This window comes from Dokdonia donghaensis DSW-1 (assembly GCF_001653755.1).
GTDB lineage: Bacteria > Bacteroidota > Bacteroidia > Flavobacteriales > Flavobacteriaceae > Dokdonia > Dokdonia donghaensis.
The window spans coordinates 2,005,280-2,023,104 of sequence record NZ_CP015125.1; the positions used below are offsets into that span (position 1 = coordinate 2,005,280).

Below are 17,825 nucleotides of genomic sequence, written 5' to 3' on the forward strand. Positions count from 1 at the left end.
ATTGTTTTTACTTAGTTCTTGATAATCTTCTGGCTTGTGCCATCTTCAAAGTTTACAATATAAACACCTGTTGTAAGTGTACTAATGTCTGCCTGTGTTACTTCCTTAGATGATATTAATACTCTACCTAAAATATCTACAAGTGTAAAGCTTGTATTTTTTGTAAAGTAAAGTGTGTTACCTACGGTAGGGTTAGGGTAGGCAACTGTTTGGCTGGCTTCTGCACTAAAGTCGTCTGTTGTGAGTACATCATTTGCGAGTGTGTACACAGATACTGTAGCGCTTACCTCATTTGCCACAACTATAAGTCCCGTATTTGTAGCATTATCTTCTGGCTTTATGTAAACAATTCCTTCTGGAGCAAGATCACCTGCAGGATCTTCGGCATCTGGAGTTACATCGCGATTATTTACATAAGTTTCAAATACTGGCGCTTCTGGATCTGATATATTAAATACAGCTACACCACCTATGCGCTCAAGACCTACAAAGGCATACCAAACGTCATCTATCATTGCAAGGGTTACGGCTTCTGGTTCTGGTCCCTTATCATCAGATCTGTTTTTAAACGCATTTTCATCATCTGTAGCGTTAAAGATGGCTCCGTATACTTCATCTTCAGAAGTTATGCGCTCTAGTAAATCCCCACTGTCATAAACAATAGCACCTGTCTCTGCATTAAGAATAGCAAAAGAACGTCCACCATAAGAGTAAATCTGGTCTATATCTCCATCACCATCTATATCACCAGTAGCGCTTGTTGTTTTAAGTCTTCCCAGTGTTTCATTTTGTTGTAAGATACTTGCATTAGGATATGCAGTAGGATCAAGGTCAAGATCTTTTACACGCTCTTCTTCGCTATATCCATCATAATCTCTTGAGTCACCTTCATTTGCAATTACCAGATATTGTGTACCATCTACTGTAAAGTTTGCAATAGCATCTGGTTGATACATTCCTAAAGTTTGCCAAGTAGACATAAAGACAAAGTCTAAGCTGTTTGAAGCATCTATAGCATTTTCTGGTAATTGGTGATCTTTGTATCCATAAGGTATTATAGATGTAATCGTTGCAGCAGCTATATCTACTACCGCATATGCGTTGTTTTCTTGAAGTGATACATAAGCAGTAGCACCGTCGTCACTTACAGTAATATATTCTGGCTCTAAGTCTTGTGATACAGTTGCTCCTGGACCATAGATACGAACGCCAGCATCTGTAAGTTCTGTAAGTTGTGAATCAAAACTTGTAAAAGAAAGTGAAGTCACATCATCTTGTACCACAGAGCCAGCGCCAGCCGCAAGGTTTATAATAGATACTGATCCTTCTGGGTCTACTGTATAATCTGCATTAGGCTCTCCTTCATTTGCTACGAGTACTTTTGATCCATCCGGAGTAAATGTTAACATATCTGGTAAAGACCCTACCATTACATTTGATAAAACAGTACCGTCTGTATCCATAAATACAACTTGACCATTACTTTGGTCTTCTGCACGTACAGCTACGGCTACAATACCATCATATGAAGATACGCTTGTTACCTCACTACCGTACGTGTCTAAAACAATAGAGTTTAGTACAGTAAGAGCAGTAGGATCTGTAAAGTCTAAAATCTCTACAGCAGCATCACCAGCATTTGATACAAACAGCCTGCTTGATCCAGCGTCAAATGTTATAATCTCAGCTCCGTTTACTTCTATGTTGTTTGAGAATACCATACCTAGGGTATTTGTTGCTGTAGGGGCGTGAGCCTCATCATCTACTACATATATTGCGTGTGATACTGTCTCACCCTCTGTAGCACCTGTAATATCTGTTAGACTTAATGATACATAATAGTCTATAGAAAGGTCATTATTATCTACAGGTGTAAAAGTTACTTGCTGTGTAGTAGCCTCACCTGTTACAAAGTTTACAGCATTGTCTACTGTAAATGACTCATTTTCATCATTTGTATAACTTACTTCTACTACAGCACTTACGGTTGCAGATTCAGATATTGTAACTTCTAGTGTTACCGCACCTTCGTTTTCTGTAAGTTGTGTTTCTTCTTCTGTAAAAGTGATAGTAGGTAAAGTGGTGGTTGTAGCTTCATAAGTGGCTATTGGCCAAGCGTTTGTTGCTGTTGCTTGTGTTGCCATATTATCATCATCATTTTCATTAGGCCCGCTAAAGCTCCAGTTTGCAATTACAAAAGTACTTCCATCCGGTCCTGTTTCATTTACTCTAGAAGCCCATCCATCTAGATATTCCCAAGCTTCTCCGTTTCCATCTACGTTTATATCGCCAAAGGTGTCAATAACCGCATCATTCATAAAAAGCTCTACGGCATCATCTCCATTTATACCAGCAGTACCATTTACATAATCTGGATCAAAACCAAAGAACGTATTGAAGTTAGGTTGCTCAGAAGCGATGTATATAAAATCTCCGGCAGTTGCGCTTCCTTCTAGGCTAAGCTCTACACCATCTGTACCGCCACCATTATTTGCAGAGCCAACACCATATATAGAGAGATCTGATATGTCATTAAGTACATAAAGCTCTATCGCTTTAGGAGTTCCTCCAGATAGAGGCCCGTCATATACGCCCGTAATGATGAGGTCTTGAGCCTGTATGCTACAGCTCAATAAGAATGTAAAAAGTAATAAAAAGAAATGTTGTTTCATCTGTGTGATTTTTATGGTTGAATAATCCCTTAAAAGTAGAAATCAACACACTAGATGATGAAATGTAAACGTTAGTAAACCTTTACGATTTGAGAAGTTTATGGCATATTTTACGTCTATAAAACCCTATGATAACCTAAAATTAAACAAGGCTATTTGAGACTATGACGGCTACAATATTCTGAATTATAAATAATTACGCTTTCGCGAAAGCGTAACCACATCAAACAAAAAAAATCCGCTGCTCTTTCAAACAACGAATCTTTTATGCAATCTTGAATTATAACGGGATAAAAGTATATCTAGAGCGTTACTCAATTGCAATGTTAAGGTTAAGAATGTATTAATACTTAGCCCTCATATAGGTAATCGCTCGTTCTATAATCTGTTTTAGTATGTCCAGATCTACATCTGCTAGTTTATTTATATACAGGCAGGCTTTGCTAGTTTTGTGCTTACCTAATACCGGTAGAAGGTCATCTATAATACTAAAACCGGGCATAATATATATGCTCAAATTTTGCTTACGAGGAGAAAACCCTACCATAGGCCAGTGTGCTTTTCTTCCAGAGGCATACACCATCTCATACTCATCATACCCTACAATACTATCTCCCCACATTACAGGCTTTTTTCCGGTTACGGTTTCCATAAGCTCAAGCAAGTAAAGACTATCTTCTTTACGAGTAGTATGAGCAACTGTATTTATAAAGTCTAGAGGAGACTGGTTATTTTTTTTGGTTTTTACGTCAGACACGGTGTAGGTAATTTTAAATTAGTTTTTCTTCCATAGCGCATCTATTCCTTTACCCTCAAGTATAAATGGAATACAGCGATCTAGTCTCTTGCGCTTTGTGGCCTCTTGCTTTGCCTCATTTATATAATCTGCATAGGCACGTTGTTTTGCTTTTGTGAGTGCAGTAAAATGTAGTTTAAGCTGTGCATCGTTATACAGTTCATTTTTAAGCATTGTAGGCAGTAGCACTTTCTTTATAGAGCGCACCACAGGCATTTTTTTACCATCTCGAGCATTTTGTATAGCCTCATCTACATAAGATGTAATGAGTTTTTCGTCTATAATATCATCTTCTGTAAAGTGTAAGTGGCGCATTGCCTTGGTTTTTCCTTCTTGTGCATTACGCAGTAAATTACTAGCATCTGTAAGATAGACACCTTGATAAAACCATAAGCCATAGTGATGCTTAAAAGAAGCAACACCTACTACATTATCATTATTAATGGTATAGACTGGCATTCCCCACTTTACATCTTCTACCAGATCTGTACTCTTGAGAAGCGTTCTTATTTTGTTTAAGCTTGCTAGCCAAGGCACTTCTTGATTATAAAAATTATTCAGCTTTTCATCTTTGGTCATAACCTCAATGTACAAAATATTACAATTGAGTTGCAGATTATGACGGTTGGGAGTATTACGCTTTCGCGAAAGCGGGATTCCCTTCATATTTGTCTCACAATCAATCTAACGAACCACTTATGAAACCTCTTTTATCACTCTTACTCATTTTATCAAGTTATTTTCTTACTGCCCAAACCACCGTTTCTGGCGTGGTGACAGATCCCAAAGGCGTGCCTATTGAAGGTGCAAATGTATTTCTGGACGCTACTTATGACGGTGCAAGCACAGACGCAAGAGGCGTATTTTCTTTTACGACTACAGAGACTGGCGAACAGCTACTTAAAGTCACCTTCTTATCATACGAGCCTTATGAGATTTTTATGAATGTAAGCACCTTTAAAAATCTTAATATTAAACTACGAGAAGATATGAACTCACTAGACACGGTTGTACTCTCTGCAGGTACTTTTGAGGCAAGTGATAACAGTAAAGTATCTGTTTTAAAACCACTAGATGTGGTTACCACGGCAAGTGCGCTAGGAGATTTTGTAGGTGCTTTACAAACGCTGCCAGGTACCACTACAGTGGCCGAAGATGGTAGACTCTTTGTGCGAGGTGGAGATGCGGGAGAGACTCAAATATTTATAGACGGCATACGTGTTTTTACACCCTACACACCTACGGCAAATAATACACCTACAAGAGGTCGGTATAGCCCATTTCTTTTTGATGGGATCACATTTTCTACCGGAGGATATTCTGCCGAATATGGAGAAGCCTTATCTAGTGTTTTATTGCTTAACACGGTAGATGAGCCAGATCAAAACAAAACAGATATCTCTATAATGTCTGTAGGGGCAGGGCTAGGTCTTACTAGAAAATTTGAAAAGAGTTCGCTCAGTTTGAGCACCTCATATATCAATCTAGCGCCTTATGTCGCGTTATTTCCTAATCGTAATAACTTTAATAAACCCTTTCAAGCACTGGCGGGAGAGGCGGTATATAGATATAGAACTACAGATGGACTTTTTAAACTCTATGCCGCTGGAGATCGCACAAACTTTGACATTACGCAGGAGGATATAAACAACCCAGAAGGATTTAATCTAGGGCTTACTAACAGTAATGTATATATAAACTCATCATACACGGGTATGCTTAACGATACCTGGAGTATACAAACAGGAGGTAGTTATACGCTTGCGCGAAATGAAGCCAACGTACAATCTACCACCCAAGTGCTAGACACAGAAAACAGTGCTCACCTCAAGCTCAAACTAAAGAAAAGATTTTCAAATAGGTTTAAACTCTCCTTTGGCGCCGAACAGTTTATCACAGATTTTGATGAAGATGTCACCGTTGCGGTTAATGACAATATGTTTACCGCAAACTATGATTTTAAAAGTAACATCACAGCCGCCTTTGCCGAAAGTGATATCATCTTCTCCAGAGACTTTGCTATAAAACTAGGAGCGAGAGCGAGTTATACAGACTATATGAAAGATATTACATTTTCGCCTCGAGCGAGTATAGCCTATAAGACAGGAGCAAAGAGTCAACTATCGCTAGCTTATGGTGACTTTTATCAAAATCCGCTTAATGACTTTTTAAAGTTTAGTCAAGATTTTGAAGCTCAAAAAACCACACACTACATTGCAAACTATCAATACAGTGATAACGGTCGTATTTTTAGAGCAGAGGCTTATAGAAAGTCATATAGTGATTTAATAACTTCAACAACAGAGTTTGCTAGCCCAGAGAGTGTTTTTACAAACCAGGGGAGTGGGTATGCACAAGGTGTAGACGTATTTTGGAGAGATAATACCAGTATTAAAAATATGGATTACTGGGTAAGCTATTCTTATCTAGATTCTGAGAGAAAATATCTCAACTATCCAGAGCAGGCGAGGCCTACCTTTGCGAGCCCTCATAGTGTCTCTATTGTGGCAAAGTATTTTGTAGAAGACTGGAAATCACAAATAGGGATGAGCTTTCAGCATAGTTCTGGAAGAACATATACAGATCGTAATAGGTCAGGTTTTTTACAGGCAAATACAAAGTCCTTTAACGACTTGAGTGTAAACTGGGCCTATCTTTTATCACAACAAAAGATATTATACTTCTCTATAAACAATGTACTGGGCTTAAGAAACATAAATGGCTACCAGTATGCAGATACACCAGACACAGCAGGAATGTTTAACAGGCGAGCGCTTAGACCTGCAACAGATCAGTTTTTCTTTGTAGGTTTCTTCTGGACCATAAGTGATGATAAAAGTAGTAACCAGCTTGATAATCTATAAAACGCAACCTTTTCTTAAATTAAGTATCTTAGTAAAAAAAATGTAACTATTATGAAATACCTACTTTTTGTCTTTTGCTTTGTAACTTTAATTTCTTGTGGTGGTGATGATGACCAGATGGTACAAGAGCCAGAGGAGGCTTGTAGCACAGAGATTGTTCCTACCTTTAGTATTACTATGCGTGATGCAAGTACAAATGCACTGCTAGAAGATGTTTCTATCACGGTGATGGATCAATCGTTTACAGTTGTATTACCAGAAGTGTCTCCAGGAGTATATGAAGGTCCAGATGAGCGAGAGGGAAGTTATACTTTACGTATTGAGAAAGATAATTATCAAACAATTATAACTGGACAGATTAACCCGCTCACAGATGAGTGCGGTCTAATTACTGAAGTGTTGAGTTATGAACTAGAGGAATTATAAATAATTAATACTAATATATCCCAAGCCTGTAACCTAGTTACAGGCTTTTTTTATAGTACCTCTGTAACATAGTATTCTTTTTTACTACCTATAATCACAATCAAAAAAAAATAAAAAATGAACGCACACGAAATAGATTATGAAATCTTCGGCGAGGAGATGCAGTATGTTGAGGTAGAGCTAGATCCTCAAGAGGGAGTCATAGCAGAGGCTGGAAGCTTTATGATGATGGAAGAAGGGATACGTATGGAAACTATTTTTGGCGATGGCTCTGCAAAGGATACAGGGGTTATGGGTAAGATCTTTGGGGCAGGAAAGCGACTCCTTACTGGAGAAAGCCTGTTTATGACTGCATTTTATAATGATGTTGTGGGTAAAAAGAAAGTAAGCTTTGCTTCTCCATATCCCGGCAAAATCATTCCAATAGATTTAGGAGCGATAGGAGGTAAGTTTGTGTGTCAAAAAGATGCATTTCTTTGTGCTGCAAAAGGCGTATCTGTCGGGATAGAATTTTCGCGTAAGCTAGGTAGAGGACTTTTTGGAGGAGAAGGTTTTATTATGCAGCGGCTAGAGGGTGATGGCATCGCGTTTGTACACGCAGGCGGTACAATGCTCAAAAAAGAACTTGCTCCGGGCGAGCGCCTCAAAGTAGATACAGGTTGTATCATAGGCTTTGATAGTTCAGTAAACTATGATATAGAATTTGTAGGAGGTATTAAAAACACCATTTTTGGAGGTGAAGGATTATTTTTTGCAACCTTAACAGGTCCGGGAACAGTTTACATACAGTCCTTACCTTTTAGTCGTCTGGCAAATCGCGTACTAGCAATGGCTCCAAAATCTGGAGGAAATAAAAGAGGCGAAGGTTCTATACTAGGAGGGCTGGGAGATTTACTAGATGGAGATAACAGTTTTTAGATAATTAACTATTTTTTAAGAAGTTATAACGTCTTTTGTTAACACTTTTGTGGTCATTATGTAGTATATTTATAGAATGGAATTCAAAAAAACCAGCCTATTGTTATAAAACTACCTTTTAAAGTCTAACCTATAAAAACCTTCGAATATGGCGAGAGCAATGTTTGAATACACGAAGACTATTCTTGATAAGGTAAGTTTTGATAGTTCATTATTTTGTAAAGAACTAGAAAAGGCTATTAAGAGATTATTACCTTACGAGATAGATGAACTAAGAATCTGGATCAATTCACTTGTAAAAACAAGGCCAGATTTGGGACAATGTTTAATATATCTAAAACCGTAAAAAAAGCCCCGTACTATGGGGCTTTTTTATTTGTCTATTATATTCAATCTATTTATTAAGCGGACTTATAATCTGTACATTTTGAAAAGTAATTGCACCTTTTACAACTCCAGCTATGGTAGAGCGTAACGCCTCAATAATCTGCATCTTCAATTCACTTTTATGAAAAATAATACTCACTTCTCTTGCAGGAGATGGCTCTTTAAATTCTTTAAATAATTCTTTTTCCTTAATAGGCATATCTAAAGTATGTAGATAAGGTAATAAAGTCATACCTAGACCTTCATTAGACAGCTTTACAAGTGTTTCAAAACTTCCACTTTCTAATGTAAATTTTTCTTCATCCTTATTGCGAGGAGTAGTACATAAGTTTATAACCCCATCTCTAAAACAGTGACCGTCTTCTAATAGTAATAAGTCTTGAGTATCTAGATCACTAGGTTCTAAAACCTCTTTACTTGATAATCTATGATTATGTGGCACATATGCCATAAAAGGCTCATAGTATAATGGTCGTTCTTTAATATTTGGGTTTTCCAGTGGTGTTGCAGCTATGGCTGCATCTAGATGCCCCTCTTCAAGGCGTTCCATTATTTGATCTGTATTAAGCTCTTCTATTTTGAGAGTAACCTTAGGGTATTTCTTTATGAAATTAGTAAGAAACATAGGTAATAACGTAGGCATTACTGTAGGTATCACTCCTAGCTTAAACTCTCCACCTATATATCCTTTTTGTTGATCTACAATGTCTGTAATACGATTTGCTTCATTTACAATATTACGCGCCTGGTGTACAATTTTTGCACCTATATCTGTAAGCTCTATGGGCTTCTTACTACGGTCAAATATTTGTACATCCAGCTGGTCCTCTAGCTTTTGTATTTGCATACTAAGCGTGGGTTGAGTCACAAAAGTTTTTTGAGCGGCTCTTGTAAAATTTTGATGCTCTGCAACAGCGAGCACATATTTAAGCTGAGTTATAGTCATTGGTAAGATATCTACCACAAAAATAAGAAATGATTAATTATAACCATCTACAAAGCAGGTGAGAAGTAAACTGGGGACAAACAAAAAAGTCTGTGTACACGACACAGACTTTTGAGTTGTTATATGAAACCAAAATTACATTTTAATCTCAAGTTTTAAATCATCAGATGCTACTGTAAACTTAGCATCGTTCCAAGTAGGAGGGCCAAAACCAGCACCACTTCCAGAAATTCCATAATCTTCTTTAGGCATACCATTTGCTTCAAAATCCATACGGTTATTACCATTCATATCGTGCAGTGTGATAATACCATACTCTCCTGGCTTTACATTTTCAAAAACGAGCGTAACTGTATTATTTTCTGGTGTTGCAGACTGTGTGTCGAGAGGAGCTGCCTTCATAAAAGTTCCTTCTGTATATAATGAGGCAGAGGCTGCTCCGTCATTATTTGTTAGGTTTGGGATAGTAACGGTTACAGTTACTCCAGATGCTTCTTGGCCAAAAGAAAAACTTGATACGGCAGCGAGTAATAAAAAGATAATAGTTCTCATAATGATTAGATTTTAGTGTTGTTATTTTTAATTGATGATGTAAATGTATCATCACACTTTCGTGAAAACAATCTGCTGTTACCCAACTGTCATTTTATGAGACTGAGTTGTAATAATCTAAATGTAAGAGCTCATTTTTAATAAGATAGCCCTATTTGCGCTCGTATAGTATCTAGCATCATAATGAGTTTTTTACTCTTAGAAAATGTCATCACGTCACTCTCAGTCTTGCCTAGGGCGAGCATCTCTTGACAATGTAATATTTCATAATGGTAACCATTTACCCCTTCTGTAATTTTAAATTCTAGTGTTTTGGTCACATCATTTTCGGTAATTGTTACAGAGCTAGGCTCGTGAAAACGACTATTTATAACAATTTCCCCCTTATCAAAAACAATGTGACAAGTAGTATCTGTTTGCTCATCTATCGCCGAAAACAGTTGTGCCTCCACACCAGTAGGGTAACGCAGTTTAATAGTACAGTTATGATCAACGCCAGTAGGGCCTAGTTGAGCTTGCGCACTTATATCCTCCGTATAACCTAGTAAAGAGAGCGCTGCAAAAACTGGGTAAATACCCACATCAAGTAAACTACCGCCACCTAGTGATTTATTATAAAGCCTAGAAGTTGTGTCGTACGGACTATTAAAACCAAAATCTGCCTTAAGTGATTGTATCTCTCCTAAAGTGTCACTAGCCACTTTGTCAAGTACAAATTTATAATGTGGTAAAAAGTGCGTCCATAATGCTTCCATTAGGAATATTTTTTTCGCTTTCGCGAAAGCGATCATCTCCTCAACCTCTTCAAGATTCATAGCAAAAGCTTTCTCACAGAGCACAGCCTTGTTATTTGATAAGCACAGGAGCGTATTTTCCTTATGAAACATATGTGGCGTAGCGATATAAACAATGTCTATGTCTGGATCTTGCGCCATCTCTTCATAACTACCATAAGATTTTACAGCTCTGCAGGTATTACCAAAGTTTACAGCCTTTTCTTTATCACGACTCGCTACGGCATATAAGTTTGCACCCTCGGTGAGGAGGAGATCATTTGCAAATTTGTCAGCTATCTTTCCGCAGCCTAGTATTCCCCAGTTTGTCATAGTGGTTGTTATTTATAAATGTTTTTTGCTTTCGCGAAAGCGTTCAAAAAAGAAAATTACACATAGTCCTTATTAGAACTCCCAAAGCTTGCTTGTAGCAACATTGCTAGTCCCATCACAAGACCACAGCCTACTACGTTAAGCCACAAGTATGGGAACTCTATAATATCATAATGTATCAAGCCATAAACGATAATGATAATTATCTGCGTGATAAGCGCTGCGATAAATACGGCATTGCTTTTTACAAATTTGATAAAGAAGGCTAGTAAAAATATCCCTAAGATATTTCCATAAAAAATAGAACCTATAATGTTTACTAGCTGTATTAAGTTTTCAAAAAGGCTGGCTGTACAGGCTACAATAATGGCAAGTATACCCCACATAAGTGTAAAACCTTTGGTGCTTTTTACATATAACGCATCTGTCATCTCTCCTTTGTAGTTGCGCTTGTAAAGATCTACGGCTGTGGTTGCGCCCAGCGCATTGAGCTCAGATGCGGTAGATGACATTGCAGCACTTAATATTACAGCAAGAAGCAAGCCTATGAGACCGTTAGGTAAGTTGTTAAGTATAAAGTGAATGAAGACATAGTCTTTGTCATTATTTTCTACCTCTGGAGCAGCTTTTGAGATAATAGTTTTTCCTTTTTTACGTAACTGTTTATCTCTAGTTTCATAGGTAGTGATGTAAGATAGCGTCTCACCATCTCGCTCATAAGTGTCAAGAGTAGGGTCTTGAGCATAGTTAAATGCTGCTTGTTTTTGTAGTTCTTGGTTTGCAAGAAGTTGTTCTTCTAGCGAGGCAAACTCACTTGCATAAATAGATGATTTAACTGCATCTGTCGCCGCGGGATTAAAATGCAGTGGTGCACTATTAAACTGATAAAAGACAAAAACCATCACACCTACCAGTAGTATGAAAAATTGCATAGGGATTTTAAGAGCCCCGTTAAAGAGAAGACCCATTTGCATCTCCTTTACATTTTTACCAGAGAGGTAACGCTGCACTTGACTCTGGTCTGTGCCAAAGTAAGAGAGCATTAAAAAGGTACCTCCTAATAGACCTGTCCAGACTGTGTACCTATTACTAAGGTCAAAAGAAAAATCTAGTAAGTTCATTTTTTCGCCAGCACCAGCGATACTTAGCGCATCTGTAAAGTTTATGTTTTCTGGAAGTTTGTCGAGTATGAGGTAAAAAGCAATTGCCATCCCTGCAAAGATCACTGCCATTTGTTGTTTTTGTGTAATGCTTACTGCCTTTGTGCCACCAGAAACGGTATAGATAATCACAACGATACCTATAAGAATATTGAGCATTGTGAGATCCCAACCTAATACGGCAGAGAGAATGATGGCAGGAGCATAGATAGTAATGCCAGCTGCGAGACTACGCTGTATTAAAAAGAGTATAGCAGCTAGTGAGCGTGTTTTAAGATCAAACCTACTCTCTAGATACTCGTAAGCAGTAAAGACCTTAAGCCTGTGATATATAGGGATAAAAACAAGACATATAATAACCATTGCAATAGGCAATCCAAAATAGAATTGTACAAATCCCATCCCGTCATAAAAACCTTGCCCTGTGGTAGATAAAAATGTGATGGCACTCGCCTGTGTAGCCATTACAGAGAGGCCTACGGTCCACCATTTTGAAGAGTTGCCGCCTTTTATATATTCTTCGGCATTTTTGCTTCCTTGTGTTTTATAGGTTCCATAAACCACAATAAAAATTAAGGTAAATGCAAGTACAGCCCAGTCTATCGTTTCCATATTATGAGAATGAGGTCATTAATAAATAGAAAGCAATAAAGTATGCTAGATTAAGCAATAAGATGACTGTGTATTTCTTCTTCCAGGTGTATGAGGATGGCTTGTTCATAATTACTGTTTAATATCTTGCTGCTCTTGTTTACCTACACTAAGCATATTTGCAAATAGTTTGTACGCCCCAGATACTCCAGCTGGCAACTCTCTAAAAAAGCTCAAGCCAGTGTATATATAATGTCCCTTCCCATAGTTTGCTATAAGAAGACTTCCATCTTTTGCAGTTTCTCCCTTATCGTTCATTGATAAAATAGGCGTGTACTCACTAGACCATTTATTCGGAAAATAAAGACCTCGCTCTTGTGTCCATCCTTGAAAATCTTGTTGAGACAATTTGTTAGGAAAATTCATAAGTGGGTGATCTTTTGCTAAGATTCTCACCTCGCTATTTTCATCTGTCACACGATCTCTAGAAAGTGTAAGCTCATACGGAGCGCCTATTTTTGTGTTACCCCAGCGTCCAGAGGTGTTGTATTGTGCGATAAGTGTTCCTCCATCTTTTACATAATCTAGTAGCAGTGGTTGTTTTACTTGCATCTCATCTACCACATTATAAGCACGTATACCTACAACCACAGCGTCAAACTGTGATAGCAACTCTGGTGTTATGGTCGCAGGATCTATCACTGCAACTTGATAACCTATCTGCGCGAGGTTATCTGGTACCGCATCTCCAGCTCCTTGTATGTAACCTATGTAGTTACCCTTGCGTGCAATATCTAGTCGTACAACACGTGCTTTATTAGGTAAGAATAATGATTGCAGCGGGATGTGAGCGTAGTCTATTTTTATAAGCTCCTTAGTATACGTCTTTCCGCCAGAAACCACACGGGGACTCAAATCACCCTCGCTATCACCAGCCGGTGGGGTTACTGTAAATACAAACTCTTTTTCTTCTCCCTTATTTGCTATAGAAACATCATAACTAGCAGGTGATACCGTCCATCCAGATGGTTTATCTAGTAGCACAGTTCCTGTAAAATTAGCTTGATGTGCTGTGACTGTCACGGGTATTTTTTTTGATTCCGCTTTCGCGAAAATGATCACCTTAGACTCTAGTCTAGATGACACAGCTGGTACAATTTCAAAAGGCTCATACACTTCACCCTTTACTCTGTCATTGTATTTATAGACGATAGGTTTTGTGATACGTATAGGCACTCCCGAAATGACAAGCTCAAATGTGATTGTGTTTTCTTGTGGTGTTTCTGGTTTACCTATCATTTGCTGGTCTGCAACCTTGTACATACCTAAAGTACCTTCTTCTCGTAACCAGTAAGCCGATGTATCTTTAAAGTCATCACTTACTGTAAGGGTAGTTGATGTGGTATAACGCTCATTATTTTCTAGTGGTTGATTAGACGCCACTACGTTATCTGTAACTGTTACGGTAGCTTTTTTGAGAACTACAGACTGAGTACTTCTATTTATAGCTTCTATATCCAGTTTTATTGAGCTGCCTGTTGTTGCATAATTTGTATCTGCTTTTGCTTCTAGGTATAGGCCTGTCACTGCAGTGATAATGGTCTCAAGTTCTTTAGACTTTATGTTTTTCCAGTGTGTGTCTTCTAGTTGTTGTACAAGGGCATATGCCTTCATAAGTTGTGGTAAACTCTTATCTGGTGCAGTAAAGTCATAGGTTGCAACTACGTTGTCTAGTATTGTCTTTATTGCTTTTCCTCCTTTAACACGTGTCCAAGTGGTGTTAATACCTTGAAAAACATCATCGTTAGTAGGCATTTCTCCACGCAATAACTCAAAATAAGTATCACTAGTACCACGGGAGCCCGTGTTACCAAATCCTTGAGACTTATGCTGGCTTCTACTAAGGGAAGATATTTCTGTATTTGACAACCCTAAACTAGGGTAGAAGGTACCTACATCTACTTTCACAAGGTTAGACTTATCTGCCGCTTCAAATTTTTCTCTACTGCCATAAAACCACCAAGAGGTATTAAAGAATTGTCTTTGTGGTGACCAGGTATCTGTATATTGTAATTGATCTGGATACTTTGAGGCGTCTCCAGCGAGATCATATGCCTCTACAGAAAGCATTGCACTAGAGGTGTGATGCCCGTGTGTGCTTCCCGGTGTTCTGTGATTAAATCTATTAATGATTACATCTGGCTTAAAAGTACGTATTGCCCATACTACATCGCCCAGTACTTCTTCTTTGTTCCAAATGGCAAGTGTCTCATCTGGGTGTTTTGAGTAACCAAAATCGTTTGCACGTGTAAAACGTTGCTCTCCACCATCTGTTGCACGAGCAGCAAGTAACTCATTAGTGCGTATTACTCCTAAAAGTTCCCTAAGTTCTGGGCCTATAATATTCTGGCCACCATCACCTCTTGTGAGTGATAAGTATGCCGTTCTTGCTTTTACGGTATTTGCAAAGTAGGAGATAGCTGTTGTATTCTCGTCATCTGGGTGAGCGGCAACGTATAGTACAGAGCCTAAGAAATTTAGCTTTTTTAGGTCTTCATAAATTTCGCTAGCTGTAGGTTTACTGGGCTGTACTGTGATTCCTTGTGAGTACGCTTTCGCGAAAGCAAAAAAAGAAATCAGAACAAAAATCACATAGGATTTGCGTGTCATATTGAGCGTGTTGGTATCACTCAAATATACCTAATATCAATGCCTAGGAGGTTTTCTTTAAGTTTTCTTTAACGATTATACAGGCTTGTTAAAATGCTCATTATCTTGAGTGCCATCTACGGGTTCTACTATGCGGGTGGCGACACCGTCTTGTACTAAGGTGACTCCTTTTTGCATAATAAGACTATTGGGGTAGGTGTGCAGGCCGCCATCATCTGTGCGCAAATTCATATGGAAGCCTTTTATGTCTTCTATGATGGCAATTATGGGAAAATCTTTGTCGTGTATTTTTATACGATCTCCTATTTTATAAGGAAGTGTAAAAAATATAATAACACCAGAAGTCATATTACTTAATACAGACCATTGTGCAAAAAAGCCTATACCTATAAGAGCAAAAACCGAAGAGGCATACACGCCTATATCTCTAGCATTAAGACTCCAGATAAGGAAAGCAAACACCGATGCTATGAGCACTAGAATAAAGTCTACATACTTCATTACTAGATTTGCACGTTGCTTTACCTTATTTTTTCTATCTGAAAACCGATTTACAAAGTAAGAAATCACCATACGTAGGCCTATCATAACAACCGCTACGATGGCACTCTCTATAAGTTGCTCTCTGTATAAGTTTATAAATTCTACAGCCATTTTTTGCGTTTAAAGTATATGATAGAACCTATAAATATAAAAACCATAGCTCCCCAGAAGTAGTAATAGCCATTTTGTATTTGTAACTCTGGAATGTGTTCAAAATTCATCCCATAAATACCTGCTAGAAAAGTCATAGGTATAAAAATAGTTGCGATAATAGTAAGCACCTTCATCACCTCGTTCATACGGTTTGCGATGTTTGTTGAGTTCATATCCATTAGTCCTGCTATGGTATCTCTATAAACCTCTACAGTCTCAATTACCTGTATGGTATGATCATAAAGATCACGTACAAAGACTTGTGTTTTTTTAAGTATGAGGTGATTGTCTACTTTTTCTAGCTTATTTACAACCTCCCGTAACGGAAATATTGACCTACGTACTTGTATCACCTCTTTTTTGAGCTGTTGTATTTCTTGCGAATAGTTTTCTGAAGGGTTTGTATATATTCTTTCTTCTAGCTCTTCTATTTTATCGCTTAGGGTCTCTATAATTATAAAGTAGTGATCTATCACAGCATCCATAAGTGCGTACATCAAGTAATCTGCTCCAGTAGTGCGCACGCGACCTTTAGACAGGCGTATACGATCTCTAATCCCGTCAAAAACGTCACCATCATACTCTTGCATAAGCAAGACATACGACTTGCCCAGAATAAGGCTTATATGCTCCGTGTTTAATTTACCATCTGTATCGTGATAGAGCATTTTAAAAACAATAAATAAATGATCTGGATATTCATCTAGTTTTGGTCGCTGGCTTGTGTTTGCCACATCTTCCATCACAAGTGGGTGTAGGTCATACTTGTGTGATATATCTGTAAGAGCTTGTGTGTCAGAAAGACCATTTACATTTACCCAGGTAACCGTTTTTTCGTCTGTGTCTTTTGTGTAGCTGGACAACTCGTGTACTGTTTCTTCTTCTACAAAGGTTGCATTGTAGTCAAAAACATCTATGAGGACATCTTTTATCTCTTTTGACCCAGTATAAACCACGTGACCTGGGGCGTGTGACATTTGTTCCTTTATCACATCCTTAGACATCACATTTGCACTGGTAAATGGATTGACTTTTTTAAGTTGTTTGCGTAGTCTTTTCATTAGTCTAGTTGTAATTCTGTACGCAAAGCTTCATTTGCAATACTTTTTTTACCCCAGTAGGCACTTTTTATGGTTTTCATCTTAGTGGCTGTCGTAGTCATAAGAGCACCGTCACGCCCTTGAGGGAATGTCTCTGTCCAGCCTTCTATAGTATGTGGGAACTCAGGCGTAAATTGTATATTAACTGTGCGTTTTAATTCTGGATATTCTATTGTGTAAGAACCCTCGTTTAGACTTCCTGTTGCTTGATATGCTGCAAGATCAATATGTGAGTTACGTATAAATTCAAGATTAGGTATAGCTTTAAATGATCCGGTAGGGAGCGAGGTTGGGTCAAGGCGTATCTGGGTCCATAATTCGTTTTCTAGTATATCTTTTGGGAGATTCATTTCTTGGTCTGCCTCAGATTGAAAGTAGGAGTGAGAGGTCACTTCAAAGTTTTCTCTGTTATTAAGTTGTGCATATACGTGACCGCACCATTCTTGTGTGCTCTGTGATACTTTTATAGCGTGTTTTTTTTCGGTAACGGGATAAAATGTGCTGGTCATTATGGAATAAGGGTAGATGCCTGTTACAAACTTTTTGGTAGCATTGAGCTTTAGTACAGGAATATTGCTATCGTTTTGGGCATCTGCTTTTACTTGTTTTTTAGGCAAGAAGTCTTCGGTTACATAAATTAATGCAGCAGTGCCTGCACGCAACTCTCCATATCGAGCTTGATCCAGCTTATATGAAGAAATTTCGGCAACTCCGGCGTACCAATAATCTTTCCACTCTTGAGATAAATTACGTTTTTCTGCGGTGGTGGTTTTAGCTGAGTCCGCTTTCGCGAAAGCGATATCATCCCCAGTCTCTGTTTTACAACTTACAAGCATCGCGAGTATAGCAATAGCCACTACACTAAAGAAAATTGCACGCTCTAGGGCAAACATTTTTTTTAAGAATCCCATAACTTATTTTTAATTAAAAGTACAGAAAAG

General features: G+C 38.1%; 15 protein-coding genes. 4 read left to right on the forward strand and 11 right to left on the reverse strand.

Annotation, left to right across the window (positions count from 1 at the left end):
* Positions 1-11: 11 nt before the first annotated feature.
* From I597_RS08860 to I597_RS08870, 3 genes are all read right to left on the reverse strand, one after another.
* On the reverse strand, positions 12-2,672 hold the full coding sequence (locus I597_RS08860; RefSeq protein WP_052111726.1) for a choice-of-anchor I family protein: 2,661 nt from the start codon (positions 2,670-2,672) through the stop codon (positions 12-14).
* A gap of 343 nt (positions 2,673-3,015) precedes the next feature.
* On the reverse strand, positions 3,016-3,429 hold the full coding sequence (locus I597_RS08865) for a DUF1801 domain-containing protein (protein WP_035325051.1): 414 nt from the start codon (positions 3,427-3,429) through the stop codon (positions 3,016-3,018).
* An 18-nt stretch (positions 3,430-3,447) separates the two neighbouring features.
* The gene (locus I597_RS08870; protein WP_081964967.1) at positions 3,448-4,134 is read right to left on the reverse strand and encodes a YdeI/OmpD-associated family protein; all 687 of its coding nucleotides are present in this window, start codon (positions 4,132-4,134) and stop codon (positions 3,448-3,450) included.
* A gap of 32 nt (positions 4,135-4,166) precedes the next feature.
* Here I597_RS08870 and I597_RS08875 point away from each other — a divergent pair, with 32 nt between their 5' ends.
* From I597_RS08875 to I597_RS08890, 4 genes are all read left to right on the forward strand, one after another.
* Complete coding sequence (locus tag I597_RS08875) at positions 4,167-6,332, forward strand: TonB-dependent receptor (protein WP_035325049.1); 2,166 nt, start codon at positions 4,167-4,169, stop codon at positions 6,330-6,332.
* 51 nt (positions 6,333-6,383) lie between these two features.
* Positions 6,384-6,758 (forward strand): hypothetical protein, encoded by a 375-nt coding sequence (locus tag I597_RS08880; protein WP_035325048.1) that lies wholly within the window; start codon positions 6,384-6,386, stop codon positions 6,756-6,758.
* Between the two features lie 117 nt (positions 6,759-6,875).
* The gene (locus I597_RS08885) at positions 6,876-7,676 is read left to right on the forward strand and encodes a TIGR00266 family protein (protein ID WP_035325047.1); all 801 of its coding nucleotides are present in this window, start codon (positions 6,876-6,878) and stop codon (positions 7,674-7,676) included.
* Positions 7,677-7,824: 148 nt separating this feature from the next.
* Complete coding sequence (locus tag I597_RS08890) at positions 7,825-8,022, forward strand: hypothetical protein (protein ID WP_035325046.1); 198 nt, start codon at positions 7,825-7,827, stop codon at positions 8,020-8,022.
* Positions 8,023-8,070: 48 nt separating this feature from the next.
* Here I597_RS08890 and I597_RS08895 read toward each other — a convergent pair whose 3' ends face one another.
* From I597_RS08895 to I597_RS08930, 8 genes are all read right to left on the reverse strand, one after another.
* Positions 8,071-9,009 (reverse strand): LysR family transcriptional regulator, encoded by a 939-nt coding sequence (locus tag I597_RS08895; RefSeq protein WP_035328694.1) that lies wholly within the window; start codon positions 9,007-9,009, stop codon positions 8,071-8,073.
* A gap of 135 nt (positions 9,010-9,144) precedes the next feature.
* Positions 9,145-9,561 carry a DUF2141 domain-containing protein gene (locus I597_RS08900; RefSeq protein ID WP_035325045.1) on the reverse strand — a complete coding sequence of 139 codons (417 nt, stop codon included), beginning with the start codon at positions 9,559-9,561 and terminating at the stop codon, positions 9,145-9,147.
* Positions 9,562-9,698: 137 nt separating this feature from the next.
* Positions 9,699-10,667: a Gfo/Idh/MocA family protein gene (locus tag I597_RS08905; protein ID WP_035325044.1), complete on the reverse strand. Its 969-nt coding sequence runs from the start codon at positions 10,665-10,667 to the stop codon at positions 9,699-9,701.
* Positions 10,668-10,723: 56 nt separating this feature from the next.
* On the reverse strand, positions 10,724-12,439 hold the full coding sequence (locus I597_RS08910) for a sodium:solute symporter family protein (protein ID WP_035325043.1): 1,716 nt from the start codon (positions 12,437-12,439) through the stop codon (positions 10,724-10,726).
* A gap of 111 nt (positions 12,440-12,550) precedes the next feature.
* The gene (locus I597_RS08915; RefSeq protein ID WP_035325042.1) at positions 12,551-15,088 is read right to left on the reverse strand and encodes a PIG-L family deacetylase; all 2,538 of its coding nucleotides are present in this window, start codon (positions 15,086-15,088) and stop codon (positions 12,551-12,553) included.
* A gap of 75 nt (positions 15,089-15,163) precedes the next feature.
* Positions 15,164-15,742 carry a mechanosensitive ion channel domain-containing protein gene (locus tag I597_RS08920; RefSeq protein ID WP_052111724.1) on the reverse strand — a complete coding sequence of 193 codons (579 nt, stop codon included), beginning with the start codon at positions 15,740-15,742 and terminating at the stop codon, positions 15,164-15,166.
* Positions 15,733-16,845 (reverse strand): magnesium/cobalt transporter CorA, encoded by a 1,113-nt coding sequence (corA, locus tag I597_RS08925; protein WP_236626629.1) that lies wholly within the window; start codon positions 16,843-16,845, stop codon positions 15,733-15,735. The genes I597_RS08920 and corA overlap by 10 nt, the downstream gene beginning before the upstream one ends.
* A complete protein-coding gene (locus I597_RS08930) occupies positions 16,845-17,795 on the reverse strand; it encodes a hypothetical protein (RefSeq protein WP_052111723.1) in 951 nt (316 codons plus the stop codon). The genes corA and I597_RS08930 overlap by 1 nt, the downstream gene beginning before the upstream one ends.
* Positions 17,796-17,825: the final 30 nt, after the last annotated feature.

Excerpts from the sequence above, each read along its gene's own strand:
- I597_RS08860 (WP_052111726.1), bottom strand. The coding sequence starts at position 2,672 with ATGAAACAACATTTCTTTTTATTACTTTTTACATTCTTATTGAGCTGT.
- I597_RS08870 (WP_081964967.1), bottom strand. The coding sequence starts at position 4,134 with ATGAAGGGAATCCCGCTTTCGCGAAAGCGTAATACTCCCAACCGTCAT.
- I597_RS08875 (WP_035325049.1), top strand. The coding sequence starts at position 4,167 with ATGAAACCTCTTTTATCACTCTTACTCATTTTATCAAGTTATTTTCTT.
- I597_RS08880 (WP_035325048.1), top strand. The coding sequence starts at position 6,384 with ATGAAATACCTACTTTTTGTCTTTTGCTTTGTAACTTTAATTTCTTGT.
- I597_RS08885 (WP_035325047.1), top strand. The coding sequence starts at position 6,876 with ATGAACGCACACGAAATAGATTATGAAATCTTCGGCGAGGAGATGCAG.
- I597_RS08890 (WP_035325046.1), top strand. The coding sequence starts at position 7,825 with ATGGCGAGAGCAATGTTTGAATACACGAAGACTATTCTTGATAAGGTA.
- I597_RS08895 (WP_035328694.1), bottom strand. The coding sequence starts at position 9,009 with ATGACTATAACTCAGCTTAAATATGTGCTCGCTGTTGCAGAGCATCAA.
- I597_RS08900 (WP_035325045.1), bottom strand. The coding sequence starts at position 9,561 with ATGAGAACTATTATCTTTTTATTACTCGCTGCCGTATCAAGTTTTTCT.
- I597_RS08905 (WP_035325044.1), bottom strand. The coding sequence starts at position 10,667 with ATGACAAACTGGGGAATACTAGGCTGCGGAAAGATAGCTGACAAATTT.
- I597_RS08910 (WP_035325043.1), bottom strand. The coding sequence starts at position 12,439 with ATGGAAACGATAGACTGGGCTGTACTTGCATTTACCTTAATTTTTATT.
- I597_RS08915 (WP_035325042.1), bottom strand. The coding sequence starts at position 15,088 with ATGACACGCAAATCCTATGTGATTTTTGTTCTGATTTCTTTTTTTGCT.
- I597_RS08920 (WP_052111724.1), bottom strand. The coding sequence starts at position 15,742 with ATGGCTGTAGAATTTATAAACTTATACAGAGAGCAACTTATAGAGAGT.
- corA (WP_236626629.1), bottom strand. The coding sequence starts at position 16,845 with ATGAAAAGACTACGCAAACAACTTAAAAAAGTCAATCCATTTACCAGT.
- I597_RS08930 (WP_052111723.1), bottom strand. The coding sequence starts at position 17,795 with ATGGGATTCTTAAAAAAAATGTTTGCCCTAGAGCGTGCAATTTTCTTT.